General features: G+C 38.0%; 8 protein-coding genes, 1 tRNA gene and 1 pseudogene. 9 read left to right on the top strand and 1 reads right to left on the bottom strand.

The window, feature by feature from the left end; all coding sequences use genetic code 11:
* The first annotated feature begins 33 nt into the window (after positions 1-33).
* From lldP to dld, 4 genes are all read left to right on the top strand, one after another.
* Positions 34-1,704 carry an L-lactate permease gene (gene lldP / locus F981_RS19880; RefSeq protein ID WP_171066957.1) on the top strand — a complete coding sequence of 557 codons (1,671 nt, stop codon included), beginning with the start codon at positions 34-36 and terminating at the stop codon, positions 1,702-1,704.
* 30 nt (positions 1,705-1,734) lie between these two features.
* The gene (lldR, locus tag F981_RS19875) at positions 1,735-2,478 is read left to right on the top strand and encodes a transcriptional regulator LldR (RefSeq protein ID WP_004724896.1); all 744 of its coding nucleotides are present in this window, start codon (positions 1,735-1,737) and stop codon (positions 2,476-2,478) included.
* Between the two features lie 2 nt (positions 2,479-2,480).
* A complete protein-coding gene (gene lldD / locus F981_RS19870) occupies positions 2,481-3,635 on the top strand; it encodes an FMN-dependent L-lactate dehydrogenase LldD (protein WP_004724895.1) in 1,155 nt (384 codons plus the stop codon).
* A 311-nt stretch (positions 3,636-3,946) separates the two neighbouring features.
* The gene (dld, locus tag F981_RS19865) at positions 3,947-5,644 is read left to right on the top strand and encodes a D-lactate dehydrogenase (RefSeq protein WP_004724894.1); all 1,698 of its coding nucleotides are present in this window, start codon (positions 3,947-3,949) and stop codon (positions 5,642-5,644) included.
* A gap of 130 nt (positions 5,645-5,774) precedes the next feature.
* On the opposite strand, the gene F981_RS19860 is transcribed toward dld, so the two are convergent.
* Positions 5,775-6,599 (bottom strand): hypothetical protein, encoded by an 825-nt coding sequence (locus F981_RS19860; protein ID WP_004724887.1) that lies wholly within the window; start codon positions 6,597-6,599, stop codon positions 5,775-5,777.
* Positions 6,600-6,861: 262 nt separating this feature from the next.
* On the opposite strand from F981_RS19860, the gene F981_RS19855 reads away from it, so the two are divergent.
* The 5 genes and pseudogenes from F981_RS19855 to F981_RS19835 all read left to right on the top strand — a co-directional run bounded on the left by F981_RS19855 (position 6,862) and on the right by F981_RS19835 (position 18,001).
* Positions 6,862-8,895: an NADPH-dependent 2,4-dienoyl-CoA reductase gene (locus tag F981_RS19855; RefSeq protein WP_004724886.1), complete on the top strand. Its 2,034-nt coding sequence runs from the start codon at positions 6,862-6,864 to the stop codon at positions 8,893-8,895.
* A gap of 98 nt (positions 8,896-8,993) precedes the next feature.
* Positions 8,994-9,083: transfer RNA gene (locus tag F981_RS19850), tRNA-Ser, on the top strand.
* A 168-nt stretch (positions 9,084-9,251) separates the two neighbouring features.
* A pseudogene (locus F981_RS23780) lies at positions 9,252-9,430 on the top strand (Arm DNA-binding domain-containing protein); the annotation flags it as partial.
* Between the two features lie 409 nt (positions 9,431-9,839).
* Entirely contained in the window at positions 9,840-11,633 is a 1,794-nt protein-coding gene (locus F981_RS19840; protein ID WP_051068456.1) for a ShlB/FhaC/HecB family hemolysin secretion/activation protein, read from the top strand.
* A gap of 26 nt (positions 11,634-11,659) precedes the next feature.
* Positions 11,660-18,001: a two-partner secretion domain-containing protein gene (locus tag F981_RS19835; RefSeq protein ID WP_004724875.1), complete on the top strand. Its 6,342-nt coding sequence runs from the start codon at positions 11,660-11,662 to the stop codon at positions 17,999-18,001.
* The last annotated feature ends 7 nt before the right edge of the window (positions 18,002-18,008 follow it).

Here is an 18,008-nt window from a genome sequence, read left to right as displayed (position 1 = left end):
GACATTCCACGTTCTAGCAAGCATTTCAAGGAGATGACAATGCTTCAACATTGGCAACAGATTTATGATCCGATGGGCAATATCTGGGTATCCAGTGCCATTGCGCTGATACCAATTATCTTTTTCTTTTTAGCCCTTGCTGTATTCCGCATGAAAGGAAGTGTTGCGGGGACAATTACAGTTGTATTGGCTTTACTGGTTTCATTATTTGCTTATCAAATGCCAACGATGATGGCATTGGCATCATTGGTCTATGGTTTCTTTTATGGTTTATGGCCAATTGCATGGATCATTATTGGCGCAGTATTCCTATATAAAGTTTCAGTAAAAACAGGGCAGTTCGATATTATTCGTTCTTCGATTTTGTCGATTACGGAAGACCAACGTCTGCAAATGCTTTTTGTTGGTTTTGCTTTTGGTACTTTCTTGGAAGGTGCGGCTGGCTTTGGTGCACCAGTTGCGATTACCGCTGCGTTATTGGTGGGGCTTGGTTTTAAACCACTTTATGCGGCTGGTCTATGTTTGATTGTGAATACAGCACCTGTGGCATTTGGTGCAATGGGGATTCCAATTATTGTGGCTGGACAGGTTTCTGGTGTAGAAACAATGGAAATCAGTCAGATGGTTGGACGTCAGTTGCCATTTATGGTTCCAATTGTGCTGTTCTGGATCATGGCGATTATGGATGGTTGGCGTGGTGTAAAAGAAACTTGGCCTGCTGTGATTGTCGGTGGTGGTTCTTTTGCGCTAGCACAATATTTGACTTCAAACTTTGTGGGTCCAGAATTACCAGATATTACCGCTTCAATTGCGTCTTTGGTTTCATTAACGATTTTATTAAAATATTGGCAGCCAAAGCATATCTTCCGTTTTGCAAATGAAGATGACAGCATGAGCGAGAATCTTGCTGCACAAAAACAACAGAAATATAGCCTTGCTCAAATTGCCAAAGCGTGGTCTCCATTTGCGATTTTAACAGTGATGGTTACGATCTGGAGTGTAAAGCCATTTAAGGATTTATTTACCAAAGATGGTGCACTGCATGATTTAGTGATTTCTATCAAAGTGCCATATTTGCATCAAATGATTCAAAAGATGCCACCTGTTGTTGCTGAAGTAAAAGACTATGATGCAATTTATAAATTTGATTGGTTCTCAGCGACGGGTACCGCAATTATTATTGCTGCAATCATTACTATTATTTTCTTAAAAATGAAGCCAAAAGAAGCAGTGGTTACTTTTGCTGAAACCATTAATGAATTAAAAATTCCCATTTATTCGATTGGTATGGTGTTGGCATTTGCTTTTATTGCTAACTATTCAGGAATGTCTGCAACCTTGGCTTTGGCATTGGCACATACGGGGCAAGCATTTACATTCTTCTCTCCATTCTTAGGATGGTTAGGTGTATTCCTTACAGGTTCGGATACTTCTGCAAATGCTTTATTCGGGGCATTACAAGCCACGACTGCGCAACAAATTGGTGTCCCAGAAGTATTACTGGTTGCTGCAAATACCAGTGGTGGTGTCACTGGGAAAATGATTTCTCCTCAGTCGATTGCAATTGCATGTGCGGCGGTGGGGCTGGTAGGTAAAGAGTCTGATCTGTTCCGTTTTACGGTTAAACACAGTATAACGTTTACTGTAATGATCGGTATTATTATTACACTACAAGCTTATGTGTTCCCATGGATGATTCCATGAGCATAAAACGTCACTGAATGAGGAAAGCAGATGAAAGTCTCTGACAAAGTGGTACAAAGCCTTCGTATGTTAATTGAAGAAAAAAACATGCAAGTCGGAGAACGTTTACCTGCTGAACGAAAGTTGTGTGAACAACTGGGCGTATCCCGTTCCTCTTTAAGAGAAGCGATTTCTCAACTGACCAGTACCGGAATGCTGATCAGTAAAGGCGGGGCGGGGACCTATTTACAACAATTCCCAGTGAATTGGTCGCAAAACCAGATTGTTGAATCTTTAAGTAATTTAATTGATGAAGACCCTGCATATCGTTTTGATGTGCAGGAGGCGCGAACAATCCTTGAAGGTGGTTCAGCTTGGTATGCGGCACAACGTGCAACACCTAAAGATCTGGCTCAGATTCGCGAATATTATGATCAAATTTCATATTTTCAGTCGATTGGTGATGATGAGCAAGCTTCACTTGCTGATGCTAAATTTCATTTGGCGATTGCTGAAGCATCGCACAATTTAGTGTTGATACAGATGATGCGGGGCGTTTTTGATCTGTTGCAGTTTAACGTGCTCTTGGGTAGACGCAAAGTGTACTCAGAAACACATCGATTTGATCAATTGCATGACCAGCATTTTAAAGTGATGGATGCAATTGAACGTCATGATCCAGATGCTGCAAGAGATGCGGTCTGTGGACATATAGAATTTGTAGTACAGCAAGTGCGTATGATTGATGAGGAAGAAGCCCGTCGTCAGCGTGCGAGCCGATTAAACAGGATATGAGCATGATTATTTCTTCTGCTAATGACTATCGTGAAGCCGCGCGACGTCGTTTACCACCATTTCTTTTTCATTATATTGATGGTGGTGCGTATGCGGAATATACACTAAAACGAAATGTAGAAGATTTATCAAAAATCGCTTTAAGGCAACGTGTTTTAAATGACATGTCTCAGTTAAGCCTAGAAACAAAATTGTTTGATGAAACTTTATCTATGCCAGTTGCATTGTCTCCTGTTGGATTAACAGGTATGTATGCACGTCGTGGTGAGGTTCAAGCTGCTGTGGCGGCAGATAAAAAGGGCATTCCTTTTACCTTGTCTACCGTGTCTGTTTGTCCGATTGAAGAAGTTGCACCAGCAATTAACCGCCCAATGTGGTTTCAGTTATATGTGCTGCGTGATCGTGGCTTTATGAAAAATGCTTTAGAGCGAGCCAAAGCTGCAGGCTGCTCAACTTTGGTGTTTACTGTTGATATGCCTGTACCTGGTGCGCGCTATCGTGATGCACATTCTGGTATGAGTGGTCCAAATGCAGCGATGCGTCGTTACATGCAGTCGTGTTTCCATCCGGATTGGGCTTGGAATGTCGGTTTGCTGGGTCGTCCACATGATTTAGGTAATATTTCCAAATACTTAGGAAAGCCGACTGGACTTGAAGATTATATCGGTTGGTTGGGCAATAACTTTGACCCGTCTATTTCATGGAAAGACCTTGAGTGGATTCGTGAATTTTGGGATGGCCCGATGGTGATTAAGGGGATCCTTGATCCTGAAGATGCCAAAGATGCAGTACGTTTCGGTGCCGATGGTATTGTTGTATCAAACCATGGTGGTCGTCAGTTAGATGGTGTCTTATCATCTGCGCGTGCGCTTCCGCCAATTGCAGATGCCGTCAAAGGGGATATTAAAATCCTTGCTGACTCTGGTATTCGTAATGGTTTGGACGTGGTTCGTATGCTGGCATTGGGTGCAGATACCTGCATGCTCGGACGTGCTTTTGTCTATGCATTAGGGGCAGCGGGTGGCGCAGGCGTTTCAAATCTGCTTGAATTAATTGACAAAGAAATGCGTGTCGCAATGACTTTGACGGGCGCCAAAACAATTGCAGACATTAACGCCGATTGTTTAGTGAAGTTAGACAAAGCATTGGATGCGTGATGTATTTTTGATACGTCATCAAGCTAAATGACAGTGTTCAATTTGATAGACGCAAATGTCATCCATGCAAATTTCATCTGAAGTGTTTTGAGGCAGAACGACCTTATAACATGATGTATTTGCAAAGCATCAAATGAAAAGATGTGATTTAACAAGTTTTGCGGATAAGCATGGTTCAAGCTACTTTTCAGCAAAAAAAGTAGCTTGAACTGATCGTTGATCCCTCAATACAAATAATATTGAAAAACGCTGTCGGAATGAATGCCTTATTGAATGAGATTGAATAAGGGTTCATCAATAGGATAGGGAAAATGCAATCTAATATTGATTCACAACACACCATTCAGCAATTGATCAACATCGTCGGTCAGCAACACGTTTTAACCCATGATCACGCTACCCGCCTATATCGTCAGGGTCGTCGTTATGGCTCAGGGCAAGTGCTGGCTGTTGTGGTTCCCGGAACTTTGTTTGAACAATGGCAAGTGCTACAAGCTGCTGTAAATGCGGACTGTATCGTGATTATGCAAGCTGCAAATACTGGCCTCACGGGTGGTTCAACACCTTTTGGTGATGATTACGACCGACCCGTTATTTTAATGAGTACACGTCGTTTGGCGGGTATTCAAGTGATTAACCAAGGTCAGCAAGTGATTTGCTTACCTGGTGCAACCTTAGATCGTCTTGAAAAAGAGTTGGCACACTATAATCGTGAGCCGCACTCAGTGATTGGATCATCTTGTATTGGTGCATCGGTTTTAGGTGGAATATGTAATAACTCAGGCGGAGCATTGGTTCGCCGCGGTCCTGCATATACTGAACTGGCACTTTATGCACGGGTCAATGCGTCAGGTGAATTAGAGTTGGTCAATCACTTGGGGGTGAATTTGGGTGAAACACCTGAAGAAATTTTGACAAAACTCGAAAATAAAAACTATCAACTCAATGATGTTATTAATAATGCGAGTTGTTGTGCTTCTGACCATCGTTATGCGCATGATGTTAAACAGGTCGATGAAAATACACCTGCACGATTCAATGCTGATCCATCACGTTTATTTGAAGCTTCAGGTTCTGCAGGTAAAGTCTGTGTCTTTGCAGTACGTTTAGACACCTTTGAAAAAATTCCAAGTCAGGTATTTTATGTGGGAACCAACTCACATGATGATTTGACTGAAATCCGTCGTTTCTTACTCAAAGATTTGCCAAGATTACCGATTGCGGGTGAATACATTCATCGTGTTGCCTATGATATTGGTGCTGAATATGGCAAAGATACCTTTATGTTTATCGAAAAATTTGGTACGGCAAAAGTACCTGCTGCATTTGCACTAAAAGATAAAGTGGATGGATATCTCGAAAAAATTGGCTTACGTAGTTTGTCTGATAAAGTGTTGCAGATGGTGACTAAACTGTTGCCCAATCATTTGCCAAAACGGATGAATGAGTTTCGTGATTTATATGAACATCATTTGATGATTCGTATCGAAAATCAGGATGTTGAGCAAGTTGAACTTTTTTTAAAAGATTATTTTCAACATAAAACATCAGGAAATTTTTTCCGTTGTACGGATGAAGAAGGGCGTAAGGCTTTTTTACATCGTTTCGCAGTGGCGGGTGCAGCAATTCGTTATCGTGATACGCATCGTTCGGAAGTTGAAGATATTGTTGCGCTGGATATTGCTTTACGCCGTAACGACCGTGAATGGGTAGAAACTTTACCTCAAGAGATGGATGATTTAATTACCCATAAATTGTATTACGGACATTTTCTCTGTCATGTGTTTCATCAAGATTATATAGTCAAAAAAGGGGTAGATCCTTTGGCAATGGAACATCAAATGTGGCATTTGCTGGATAACCGTGGTGCAGAATATCCTGCGGAACACAATGTAGGGCATTTGTATATTGCAAAGCCTACTTTAAAAAATCATTATCAAAAGCTTGATCCAACCAATAGCTTTAATGTCGGCATTGGGCAGACCAGTAAATTAAAATACTGGAAGTGATGATATTGAATCGTGTTAATTTGATTTGTTTATGGTGATTCACATATAAACAGTCTTTTAAAAACTGCTAGATGACGAACTCATTTATTTGACTAAATAAAATAGCCATGCAAAAAAGCATGGCTATTTTTTATTTCTGTTCGCCTAATTTAGAAGAAATAAATCCAAGCACAAAAGCACTGATAAAGAAGGTAACAACAGCATAAAGTGCGGATTGTGTGGTAAACCAAATTGCAATGGTTAAGATTGCAACGATGGCTGTACAAATCCAAATCGCCAACCCCGAAGTTGCTAAAGGTTGTTGAGATGAAGCAGGGTCAATTTGATCTGGTGTGGACAGGTCTTCTTTGGTATTTAAATCGTGAATAGGGTCATGTAGATTCACACCATAAAAGAAATAGGGATGATCATCAAAACGAGCAAGCTCGATACGTTGCATTTCAATAAAAGAAAGTTGTTGTGAATGATCTTGTGCCGAATTTTCAATGTGTTGTAACAATTGGGTTAAGAAATGGGCATCATTTAAATCCAAGGGCAAACCACTGGTGCGCAATAAAACATATTCAGGATAATGTTGTTCGATTAAAGATTTAAAATCTTCAAAATGGTAACTGTTCTCTGCACCAAAAGTTTCTATAAATAAGGGTTTTCGATCTGCTAAATTGAGAAGTGCTTGTTGTTGATCAATGACTAAATAAGCATATTGACTCTCACCAAAATCCTCTTGGCGTTCTTCTAGATCAATTTGATTGCGTTCATCGTTGATATCAAGATCATCTATATATCTTGTCCAGAAAATATTTTCTTGCTTAAACAGCATAAACCATAAAATTGGAATGAATGCATTTGCTTCGAGTTCAAAAGTTGCGCTTTGAAAAAACTCAGCCCATTGATTTTGACTACCTTGTGGCATATGGCTAAAGGTAGAACTGGTTAAAAATACCGGGTGGCTCATAACGTGATGCCTTTTCTTATTTACTTTTATTCAGCAGTTATATTGCAAAATAACGAAAATTGACACAGCAGATTGTTATAAAACTGTATAACACTTTTCTTTTATTTGAGTCATATCAAGATGTGTTGCTTCTTGTTGTGGGTAAAGCAGATAGAATTGACACTATATACGATGAAAATATCAAAAATTGCCATCAAAAAAAAATTAAAACTCGATAAAGTAGTATGCAACAAGTTGCAAAGCCAAACTTAAAGGATTCATCATGACAAATAGCTATGCAAATATCTTAAAACCACTCCATCTGGGATTTACGACCATTAAAAATCGTGTCGTGATGGGTTCAATGCACACAGGTTTAGAAGATCGTTTTTATAACTACCCAAAACTTGCTGCATATTTTGGAGAACGTGCCAAAGGTGGTGTTGGGCTGATTATTACAGGGGGGATTTCCCCAAATCGCCAAGGTTGGTTGTTGCCAGCCGGTGGAACGATGAATACTTTAGGTGATATTGCACCACATCGTTTAGTCACACATGCTGTACATAAGCATGGTGCAAAAATTCTGATGCAAATTCTGCATGCAGGGCGTTATGGTTATCAACCGTTTGTTGTATCTTCAAGCCCAATCAAATCACCGATCTCGATGTTTAAACCACGTCAGATGAGTGACAAACTGATTCTTGAAACCATTCAGGATTATGCTGAAACAGCTAGTTTGGCAAAAAAAGCTGGTTATGATGGTGTAGAGATTATGGGTTCAGAAGGCTATTTACTGAATCAATTTTTAAGTCGCCATGTTAACCAACGTGAAGATCGTTGGGGCGGACCAATTGAAAATCGTATGCGTTTGGCAGTCGAAATTGTAAAAGCGATTCGTGCCAAAGTTGGTGAAAAATTTATTATTTGCTTCCGTTTGTCGATGCTCGATTTGGTCCATGACGGTAATACTATGGATGAAGTAATCACTGTTGCGCAGGCATTAGAAAAAGCAGGTATTACTTTACTGAATACTGGGATTGGTTGGCATGAAGCACGTGTTCCCACGATTGTAACCTCTGTTCCGCGTGCTGCATTTGTAGATTACACCGCAGAAGTGAAAAAGCATGTCGCTGTACCTGTCATTGCTTCCAACCGAATTAATATGCCTGATACTGCTGAGGAAATTTTGGCAGCAGGTAAAGCAGATATGGTGCAAATGGCGCGTCCATTATTGGCAGATGCTTTTTGGGTGAGTAAAACCGCAACCAATCGTGTTGATGAAATCAATACTTGTATTGCATGTAACCAAGCCTGTTTAGATCATAGTTTTCAAAATAAGCGTGCAAGTTGCTTGGTGAACCCACGAGCAGCGCATGAAACTGAACTGGTTTATCTTAAAACAAAAAAACCGAAGAAAATTGCGGTTGTTGGCGGTGGTGTTGCTGGAATGTCAGCAGCTACTATTGCGGCAAGTCGTGGACATCAGGTGACTCTGTTTGAAGCCTCTACTGAGGTCGGCGGACAGTTTAACCTCGCTAAAGTTGTGCCAGGTAAAGAAGAATTCCATGAAACCATACGATATTTTAAAGTTCAGATTGAAAAAACTGGTGTGGATTTACGTTTAAATACCAAAGTGAATCGTGAGCAATTAGAGCGTGAAGGTTTTGATGATGTGGTGATCGCAACAGGCGTGATTCCACGGGGTCTAAATATTGAAGGCAGTAATGCACCGCAAGTGTTGTCTTATGCTCAAGTATTACGTGGTGCACCTGTTGGCAACAGAGTCGCTGTGGTCGGTGCAGGCGGTATTGGTTTTGATGTATCGGAATATTTGTTAAAACCTGAACATCAGCCGCAACCACAACCTTTGGCGGATTGGCAACGAGAGTGGGGTGTAGACCCAAATCCAAACTATATGACTGAAGGTGGTTTTGTTCCTGCTGAAGTAGAGCAACCGATTCGTCAAATATATTTGATGCAACGTAAAACCACACCTCTTGGTATTGGTTTAGGTAAAACCTCGGGTTGGGTACACCGTGCACAATTGAAAAAACATGCGGTAAGAATGATGCGTGGCGTGCAATACAAGTCTGTCACCAATGAAGGATTATGGATTGAAAGCAATGGTCATGATCAATTGTTACGAGTAGACACGATTGTGGTGTGTGCAGGTCAGGAATCCGTTAAGGACTTAATGCCTCAAGAGGGTGAGTCAACTTTAGCAAATTACCATATTATCGGTGGTGCAAAATTGGCTGGTGAGCTTGATGCAAAGCGTGCGATTCGTGAAGGTGCTGAAATAGCAGCTAAACTTTAATCAAAATCATCTATTTTGATGAAACAATATGCATTTGAATAGTTTAAGTCTATTTTTTTCTTGTCAGAATTGGAAAAGCTTAGTATTCTTGCGCACATGGAAGCGTGGCAGAGCGGTTTAATGCACCGGTCTTGAAAACCGACGAGGGTGTGAGTCCTCCGTGAGTTCGAATCTCACCGCTTCCGCCACATTGAAGTTTCTGACACTGTTTAACACTATATAAGCAATTGACTTATAAGGTTAAAGTTGGAAACAGGCGGTATAGCAAGCTATGACACAGTACGTCAATAAGCGGTTATAAAGTTGTAAAAAATGCAGTAAGATAATTTCTTACTGCATTTTTTTTCTTATACGCTATGACTACAAGTGGAATCAATAAACTGACTGCTTTACAAATTAAAAAAGCAAGTCCTGACAAAATGTATAAGCTTCCTGATGGAGGTAATCTATATCTACGTATTGATTCCAGTGGCGCAAATATTGGATATTTAACTATACTCGTTCTTATATTGGTAAACGCAATGATTTGTCTTTAGATGATAGGCAGCCTGATTCTAGGTGCTCGTGGCAGGGCAGTAGATACTTTCGGTGTCAACCTCAAATAGGCCATTCAAATTGCCAAAGAGATTAATCAATAAAGTAAAAACTTTAGAGTTTAATTAGAGTAATGGGAATCACGATTTAAAAGAAATATTAACTTTAAAACTCTTCAAAAGCAGTTGTAAGATTTATGCTTTATTTTGGTTCGATTATAAACTTAAATTGCACTAAAAAAGTTCACTTATACCATAGTTAAAAATCCTAAATATAAATATAATTTCAATTAATTCAAAGTACTTGATTTATTTTTTGTTCAAAATATAAGCTATTAAATTATGAAGATATTGTGGATTATTTACAAATAAATGTATATTTGTGTAGTTTTTTTAACACTAAAATTATTAATGATTATTTTGACATGTAATAAAATAAAGAATTTATGTTTCATATCTTTAATATATTCTTATCCAATATTTTTGTATGCCGCTGACATAACATCAAAATCAGGTGTGGTTGATTTGACACCAGAAATTATTCGTCAAGATCAACGCATTAACGAACTTGAAAAAAAATTAGCTGATGAAAATATACTTTTAGCCCCACAACAAAAAATTGAAAAACTTGGTCGTGATCTTGTCATTGTTCCAGAAACTCCATGCTTTGAAATAAAGCAACTCAGTTTCGTTATAAATGATCCATTGCAGAGTAAAAATCAAAATATTTTCAATGGTTTGCGCTATAATTTGAGTCAGCCTGATTTTATTGTCGGACAATGTGTTGGAACTCAAAGCTTACAGAATCTAGTCAAATATGCTCAAAACGAGCTGATAAAACAAGGATTGATTACCACGCAAATTGTGGTTAATCCACAAGACTTGACTCAAGGTCATCTAGTTTTAAATATCCATGCAGGTCGAATTCATCAAATACTTTCAAAGGATAAATCTGTAAATAAGATAGAGATATTTGCTGCATTACCGATAAAAAATAATGAAATTTTAAATCTTAAAAAAATTGATCAAGGTTTAGAAAATCTCAAACGCACATCGAACCGAGATGTAGATATCAAAATAGAACCAGCTGTAGCTCAAGATGGTAAAGAACTGGTTGGTTTTAGTGATCTTATTGTGACGTCTAGGCCTTATAAAAAATTTGGATTGAGCTTAAATATTGATAATTCAGGATCAAAAAGTACGGGTGAATATATTGGAAGTTTAGGAATTAGCTTAAACAATCCATTGAATTTAAATGATTCACTTAATATCAATTTAAGTCATTCACTCGATGATTGGCAAAAAGATTTAAACCGAAGCATTTATCTCAGCTATTCAATTCCATTTCGAAATTATGAGTTATCTGCGACCCATAATGAATATAGATATGAACAAAATATAGCGGGCTTTAATGGGCCAATTTTATATAGTGGAGAAACCAAGCAAAGTAATCTTATGCTCTCACGTATGATCAGCCGTGGTGCGCATCATAAAACCAGTATTTATACCAAAGGCTATCATAAAAAAAATCAAACTTTTATTGAAAATACTGAAGTTAATGTGATGCATAGACAAACTGCAGGATGGAATGCAGGTATTCAACATCGACAATATATTGGCAATGCATTACTCGATTTAAATCTTGATTATCGACGTGGTACAGGGGCATTGAATGCTCAATCGGCCCCAGAAGAAAGAATTACCATTTATGATCCTGTGAAAGAACAACAAATCCTTCTTCCTGCTGAAGGATATGCTCGCGCTCCGATTTGGAGTGCTGAGCTTCGCTATTCCCAGCCTTTTACGATTCTAGATCATCCTGTGCAATACCGCTTAAATTGGCGCGGACAATTTGCACCCAAAATTTTAGTTCCTCAAGACCGTTTTTATATTGGTGGGCGTTACAGTGTTCGAGGCTTTGATGGCGAGCTCATGCTGTCAGGCGATAACGGTCACTATTTACAACAAGAATTGAATTGGAACTCTCCTATCCCTGCAACTCAGTTTTATGCAGCTATCGATCAAGGGTGGGTCAATGGTAGAAATAGCTATTCTGGACAACGTTATTTGATGGGAAGTGTATTTGGGACACGTAGTTATTTTAAAGGTGTGTATTTAGATACCTTTATTGGTCATGGTATCAAGGCACCTAAGCTCATTAAAAAAGATTGGGTTACAGGCTTTAGTTTAAATTTTTCATATTAATCAAAAAACATTTAGGAACTTAAGAAATGAATAAAAACCGTTATCGTATTATTTTTAGTAAAGCAAAAAATATGTTTATTGCTGTGGCTGAAAATATCAAAAGTCAGAGTAAAGCTACAGGTCAAAGTACGTATTCAACTCCAATTGCAGAGTCTGTGAATACACAGGATTCAAAATCATTTCATCAATTGTGGCAAGTGAAAAGTATTGTCGCATCGATGAGCTTATTTATGGCATTTTCACCTGTTTATGCACAGATGCAGGCAGATCCAAATGCTGCAGCTTCACAAAGAGCCAGTATAGGGGTAGGGAAAAACCAACAGGGTCAAAATGTACCTGTGGTGAATATTCAAACACCTAAAAATGGTGTGTCGCATAACGTCTATAACCAATTTGATGTATTGCAACCCGGTGTTGTATTAAACAACAGCCGTAATGGTGCAGGTTCAGTGATTGTGGGGCAAGTAGGGGCTAACCCTTATCTACAAACAGGTGAAGCAAGGGTTATTCTCAATGAGGTCAACTCTTCGGCAGCATCACAATTCCGAGGAAATCTAGAGATTGCAGGGCAGCGTGCAGATGTGATTATTGCCAACCCATCTGGAATTAATATTCAGGGTGGCGGTTTTATCAATGCCAATAAGGCAATTTTTACCACAGGTAAGCCACAGCTGAATGCTGATGGAAGTATTAAGCAGTTTGTGGTAAATCAAGGGAAAGTCAACGTTAATTCAACAGCAAATAACTTAGGATTGGGTGGGAATAACAACAATGCCGACTATGTTGATATCTATGCCAAAGCAGTAGAACTCAACGCTCAAGTACATGCCAATCAAGCCTTACAAGTGATTACGGGTTCAAACACAATAAGTGAAGACTTAACGTCAATCACACCGAATCAAGCGAATAGTACCACACCAACATTTGCACTCGATGTAAAAGCGCTCGGTGGAATGTATGCCAATAATATTTTTATCATCGGTACAGACAAAGGCTTAGGGGTGAGCAATGCTGGAACTATTCAATCTCCACAAAGCTTAGTGATTACCAGCGCAGGTAAAATCGAAAATACAGGTACGATGAAAAACACCAACCCACAGGGAAGTTTACTCAGTATCAGTACAGGTGATGGTGCTGATATTGTGAGTAGTGGAGCAATGCTTTCCAATGGTAATTTATTCTTGGAGTCTGGTCAGAACATCACTTTAGATCGTGCCCGATTAGAAAAACTTGGGACAGAAAATCCCAATATTATTTCTGTTAAAGCCAAGGAGGATGTCAATTTACTGAATAGTACTAATGTTCAGAACTTTAGTGAAAGTGAAAATTTATACATTGATGCTAGTAATATCAATCTTGGCAATGATATCAACCTTGGTGTGAATGGTTCAATCTTTCTTGAAGCAAAACAAAATCTAAAAGCCGATGCAGTGAGAAATATCTCAGCCACCCATGATGTCAATCTGACTGCTGGTGATTTATTAACACTCAAAAATACACCTGTCTGGGCAAATTCAGGAAATATAAATTTAGCGACAAGTAAAGCTGGTTCAAACCTTAGTTTGACTTCGACCCGTTTAAATGCTGAAAAAGATGTAAATATTTATGGAGCTAATTCGGTTTCTATTAACAATCTTGGTCTAGATAAAGTAGGACAAACAACAAAAACTAAAAATTTTAATGTGAATGCTCAAGGCAATTTAACTTGGCAAAATGCAGGGACTACTTTACCTACATTCACGGGCAAATTAGATTTACGCTCAAATGGTAAATTAGATATTTTAGGAAGTCAGTTCATTGCAAATGAAGGAATCAACTTATTAGGAAAAGAGTTGCTACTGAACAGTCAACTCAAAACAAATAAAGATATCAACCTGACAGCATCTGAAAACAATGTAAATTTAAACCTCGGAACAAATTTATCAGCAGGAACAGATATTAATGTCTCGGCTTTGAAAGGCAATATTAATACCAAGAATTTAAAAGCAGTTTCAGAGGCAGGGAAAGCTTCATTTATTGCATATGGGGATACCAATTTACAATCTGATTCAAATAGTGTCTCAACCCAGGTAAATGCAAAAAAAGGAATCACTATTGCATCAATAGGTACAGGGGATGTCAATATAAAGTTAGCCGAACTTAGTTCTACTGAAGGTGGCGTAAAAGTCCAAAGTGATAAAAAAATTGATATAAATAATACAAATATTAATGCAAAAGGAAATGTAGAAATATTTGCAAATCATAATTTGGTATTTAGTGGCGTAAATTCGAACTCTAATTCGCATACTGCAATCAATGGAAGTCGAATATTTTTTAATAGTTCCCCTGATGGTCTTGGTGTGTCCCCTTTATTTTTAGATAATAGTACAAGTCAATTTAAGTCAGATGGACTTTTATCCGTAACCAGTAAAGATGGGTCTATTTTTGCACAAAATTTGAAACTTACAGGTGGTGCAACACTTATTGAATCTGGCTACTTCGTTGATAAAAAATCAGTTGAACTGAATGCGATTGGAAGTCAATTGCTTAGATCAGATGCAAAATTAAATAGCCTAGATGGTGATTTATCCTTACAGATCGATAATGGACTGAGAATAGATCCCAAAAGTATTAAATTAAATGCAACCGGTGATATAGATCTCATCTCTAAAAATGGGGCCACAACATTAGTGGGATATGGTGGGGCAAATGGTCAGGGTTCTGAGGAGGTCGTGAATCTAACTACAGCGAATGGTGGAATTACTTTAGAAGGCGAGTTTGTAATTTTAGAAGGCGCAAAATTAAACGCAAAAAAAGATATAAAAATCGTTGCAAATAGAGACCAAATCACAATAAACGGGATAAAAAACAAAGTCAGTAATTATGTAAGTACTAAACACATCAATGATGCAAATGCTGAAAAAGCTTTATTACAAGAATCCTTAAGAGTTATTCAAGCTGATACTGATTATAAATCTTTAATCAGTAAGAGAGATAATGTAATACCTGGGTCAACAGTTAACAGTTCTCTCAGATCACTCAATGAAATTAAAGAAAGGTTAGAAAAAAAATATCCGATTAAAATTAATATTAATATGCAGGTGGCTTCATCAAGAACAAAAAAAATTAAAATTGAAATTAATAATGAAATAGAACAAAGAGTTTCGGATTTAGATAAATTAGTGACCTTTTTAAATGCAGGCGTCTATGGGGACGAACATGTCGCAGCAGTTCTGACTAGTGAAAGTGGAAATATCAACTTGACTTCAGCCCGAGGGGTGTCAATTAGTGGATCAGAGTTAGCATCAAAAACAGGATTGATCGATATAGAAGCTCAAGGTTTACTATATGATCCTTATAAAATAACGACTCAACAACCTAATGGTAAGCCTCAGCAAATTAACGCAAGTATTGTGATCGATGGTACTGTTGATCTATTTGAAAAAGGCAATCCAAATGATGGAAGATACACTTATGCATCTAAAGTCAATCCTACAATACTAAATGCTTCAAAAGGAGTGAATATAAGAACCACAGGTAAAGCTAATGGGAACAACTTGGTTTTACAAGGGACGGGTATCACATCACAAAATGGAGATGTTAAGATTGAGTCATTTAAGAATATATTATTCGATGCTGCACTTGAGCAAAGTTATGACAAATCAGGTTCACAGCAAATAAAAAGATCTTGGCTAGGACTTAAGAAAAAGTATATCAATACAAAAACTGTAAGTGAAAATATAGGTGCTGCATCCGTTGATATTCAGGCCAAAAATATTTCGATAGAAAGTAAAGAAATTAATAATCCTAATAATAGTATAGATATTTACTCTGGAAAACTTGATGCTACAGGAAATATTTCAATACGCTCAGGTGGAAATATAAATTTTTATACAGTGAATAGATCATCCTCCACTATTAGTGATATTACAAAAGAGTCTTCATTCGCGGGAATCAAATATAACGATTCTAAAACCAACTCTAGTCGTTCACAAATTTCGCAAATACCAGTGACATTAACCGCTGATTATATTGGGGTGAAGTCAGGCTTTGATACACGCTTAGTAGGTACAGAATTTAACTACCTCAGTGGAGCCCAAATAGAATCTGGTGGAAAGACTTTTATAGATCCAGCAATAACAAAGATTGAAGATATTGTTCAAAAACAAAAAAAATCTATAGTTTGGCAATCAATGCAAGATAAAGGATCAGTTACTGAAACTGGAACATTACCCAGCTTTAACGGACCTACTCCACCTGTTTTTAAAGCAGATGGAGGGATAACTGTACAAATACCTGTAGGTGAGCGTGATCAGAATAAGGTACAAATTAGAGATGAAATATTAAGATTAGCAAACCAACCTGGCAATCAATATCTTAAAGACTTTGTGAACCGCAAGGATGTTGATTGGAATAAAATTATTCTTGCTCAAAAGGGATGGGACTATAAGTCTCAAGGTTTAACTGGAGCAGCTGCTGCAATTATTGTGATTATTGTTGCAATTGTTACCTATGGAGCAGGAACAGCAGTCGCAGCAGGAACAGCGGCGGGTGGGACAGCAGCAGGAGGTACAACAGTAGGTTTGGGTGCCAGCATGATAGGTACAGCAGGTATCACAACCACAACAACTGCTGGAGTAACAACAATTGGTGTTTCGACATTAGGAACTATGGCAAATGCTGCTGTAGCTTCGATTGCAACACAAACGAGCATTAGCTTGATTAATAATGGTGGGGATGTCGCTGCAACATTTAAAGAGTTAGGTAGTAAGGAATATATAAAGAGTTTAGCGACTTCTGTTGTTACTGCTGGAGTAATTGATAAGCTTGGTGGTACAAACTTGATGTCTCAGTTAAAAGGTACAGGAATAACAGATCGGGTTGCTACAAATTTAATTAATTCAACAGCATCTGCATTAGTTAATTCGGGAATAAATGGGGGGAGTCTTTCAGATAATCTACAAACAGCCTTATTGACTGGTTTTGCAGATGCAATTCAAGGTTTTACAGCTGAAAATATTTCAGGTCTACAGAAGGGAACAAATTTAGATATAGATTATATTGTTCATAAAGTAGCTCATGCAGCAGCTGGTTGCGTGGCAGGAGCTATACAAAAAGACTGTGAGGCTGGAGCATTAGGAGCTTCACTTGGTGAGATTTTTGCGCAAGCAATTACAGGAGATAAGTTTACTTATACTGATCAAGAGCTGATTAAAATAAAAAATATTAGTAAAGTTTTTGCTGCATCGGTTGCAGCTGCTGGTGGATATGATGTAAATATTGCTGCAAACTCTGCAGAAAATGCATTAACTAATAATTGGCTCGGAACACAGCAAAAATTTCAAAAAGATTTAGAATATGCTAAGGCTAATAGTTTAGGTGATGTGGCTGTATATGTTAAATATGGCAGTTTAGATAGTGTGCAAGATAAATTAACTAAGGCAGGATTTGCTGCAGGGGTAGTCTATTCTGCTGGTTCTGATGCAAAAGGTGTTGTAGAAGCAATACTCAGTCCAGTTGATACATTTAATGGATTAAAATCGATAATCACTGATCCAGAAGTTAGGGCTCAGTTAAGTGACTCAGCCTTTGCTAGCTTAAATACAAAAATGCAAAGGATAGATAATAATTTAAAAACTGGCGGTTTATCACAAGCGAGTCAAGTAGGCTATGATTTAGGGACATTAACTTGGGAGGCTGCGGGATTACTTGTACTCGTCAAAGGGGCTGCAACTGCAACTGCAAAATTAGGTACTGTTGGTGTAAAAATTACACAAACTACAGCAACCGCTGCTAAAAATGCAGCGACTTATAATATGCCTGTCCTGACAGGAATGTCAGCAGTTCAATCAAAAAAAATCATTAAAGCCATTCAAGTTCCTACTCTATTTAGAAAGTTCAATGATGTTGTATTAGACCCTAAACTACCAGATCCTGTGGCTGGGTATGATTATAAACCTCCAGTTTTAACTAACGGAACATCAAAAAATCAATATTCTCAAGTAAATGGTTATAAAACAGAATTATACTTAGCAAATGATGTTGCGAATCTACCAAACCAAGTGGTTTTAAAATATGGTGCAAAAGGGCATGGTTCAGACATTATCTCTGTTGATGTTAGTAATGGTAGCGTATACCTTTGGGATGCGAAATATCGAAGTGGGAAAGTAAACTTGAAGGAGGCATCAACTACTTTTACAAGTCCATCAGCTTTTGCTAACGTTAAGAAAGAAGCATTGGACTATATCCAAAAGTCTAATTTATCATCAGATGTAAAAATATTGGCTTTAAATAACATTAATTCAGGGACTTTCACAACTTACACTGTTGCGGCTGGGAACGTTAAAAACTCAGTAATTTATAGGTGTGTAAAAGGTGTGTGTAATTAATTCGGAG

It is taken from the genome of Acinetobacter guillouiae CIP 63.46, assembly GCF_000368145.1.
GTDB lineage: Bacteria > Pseudomonadota > Gammaproteobacteria > Pseudomonadales > Moraxellaceae > Acinetobacter > Acinetobacter guillouiae.
The sequence above is the reverse complement of the archived record's forward strand: the minus strand, read 5'-3'. Positions and strand labels throughout refer to the sequence as shown.

Coding starts and splice junctions, on each gene's coding strand:
- lldD (WP_004724895.1), top strand. CDS start 2,481: ATGATTATTTCTTCTGCTAATGACTATCGTGAAGCCGCGCGACGTCGT.
- F981_RS19835 (WP_004724875.1), top strand. CDS start 11,660: ATGAATAAAAACCGTTATCGTATTATTTTTAGTAAAGCAAAAAATATG.
- lldP (WP_171066957.1), top strand. CDS start 34: ATGACAATGCTTCAACATTGGCAACAGATTTATGATCCGATGGGCAAT.
- lldR (WP_004724896.1), top strand. CDS start 1,735: ATGAAAGTCTCTGACAAAGTGGTACAAAGCCTTCGTATGTTAATTGAA.
- F981_RS19855 (WP_004724886.1), top strand. CDS start 6,862: ATGACAAATAGCTATGCAAATATCTTAAAACCACTCCATCTGGGATTT.
- F981_RS19840 (WP_051068456.1), top strand. CDS start 9,840: ATGATTATTTTGACATGTAATAAAATAAAGAATTTATGTTTCATATCT.
- dld (WP_004724894.1), top strand. CDS start 3,947: ATGCAATCTAATATTGATTCACAACACACCATTCAGCAATTGATCAAC.
- F981_RS19860 (WP_004724887.1), bottom strand. CDS start 6,599: ATGAGCCACCCGGTATTTTTAACCAGTTCTACCTTTAGCCATATGCCA.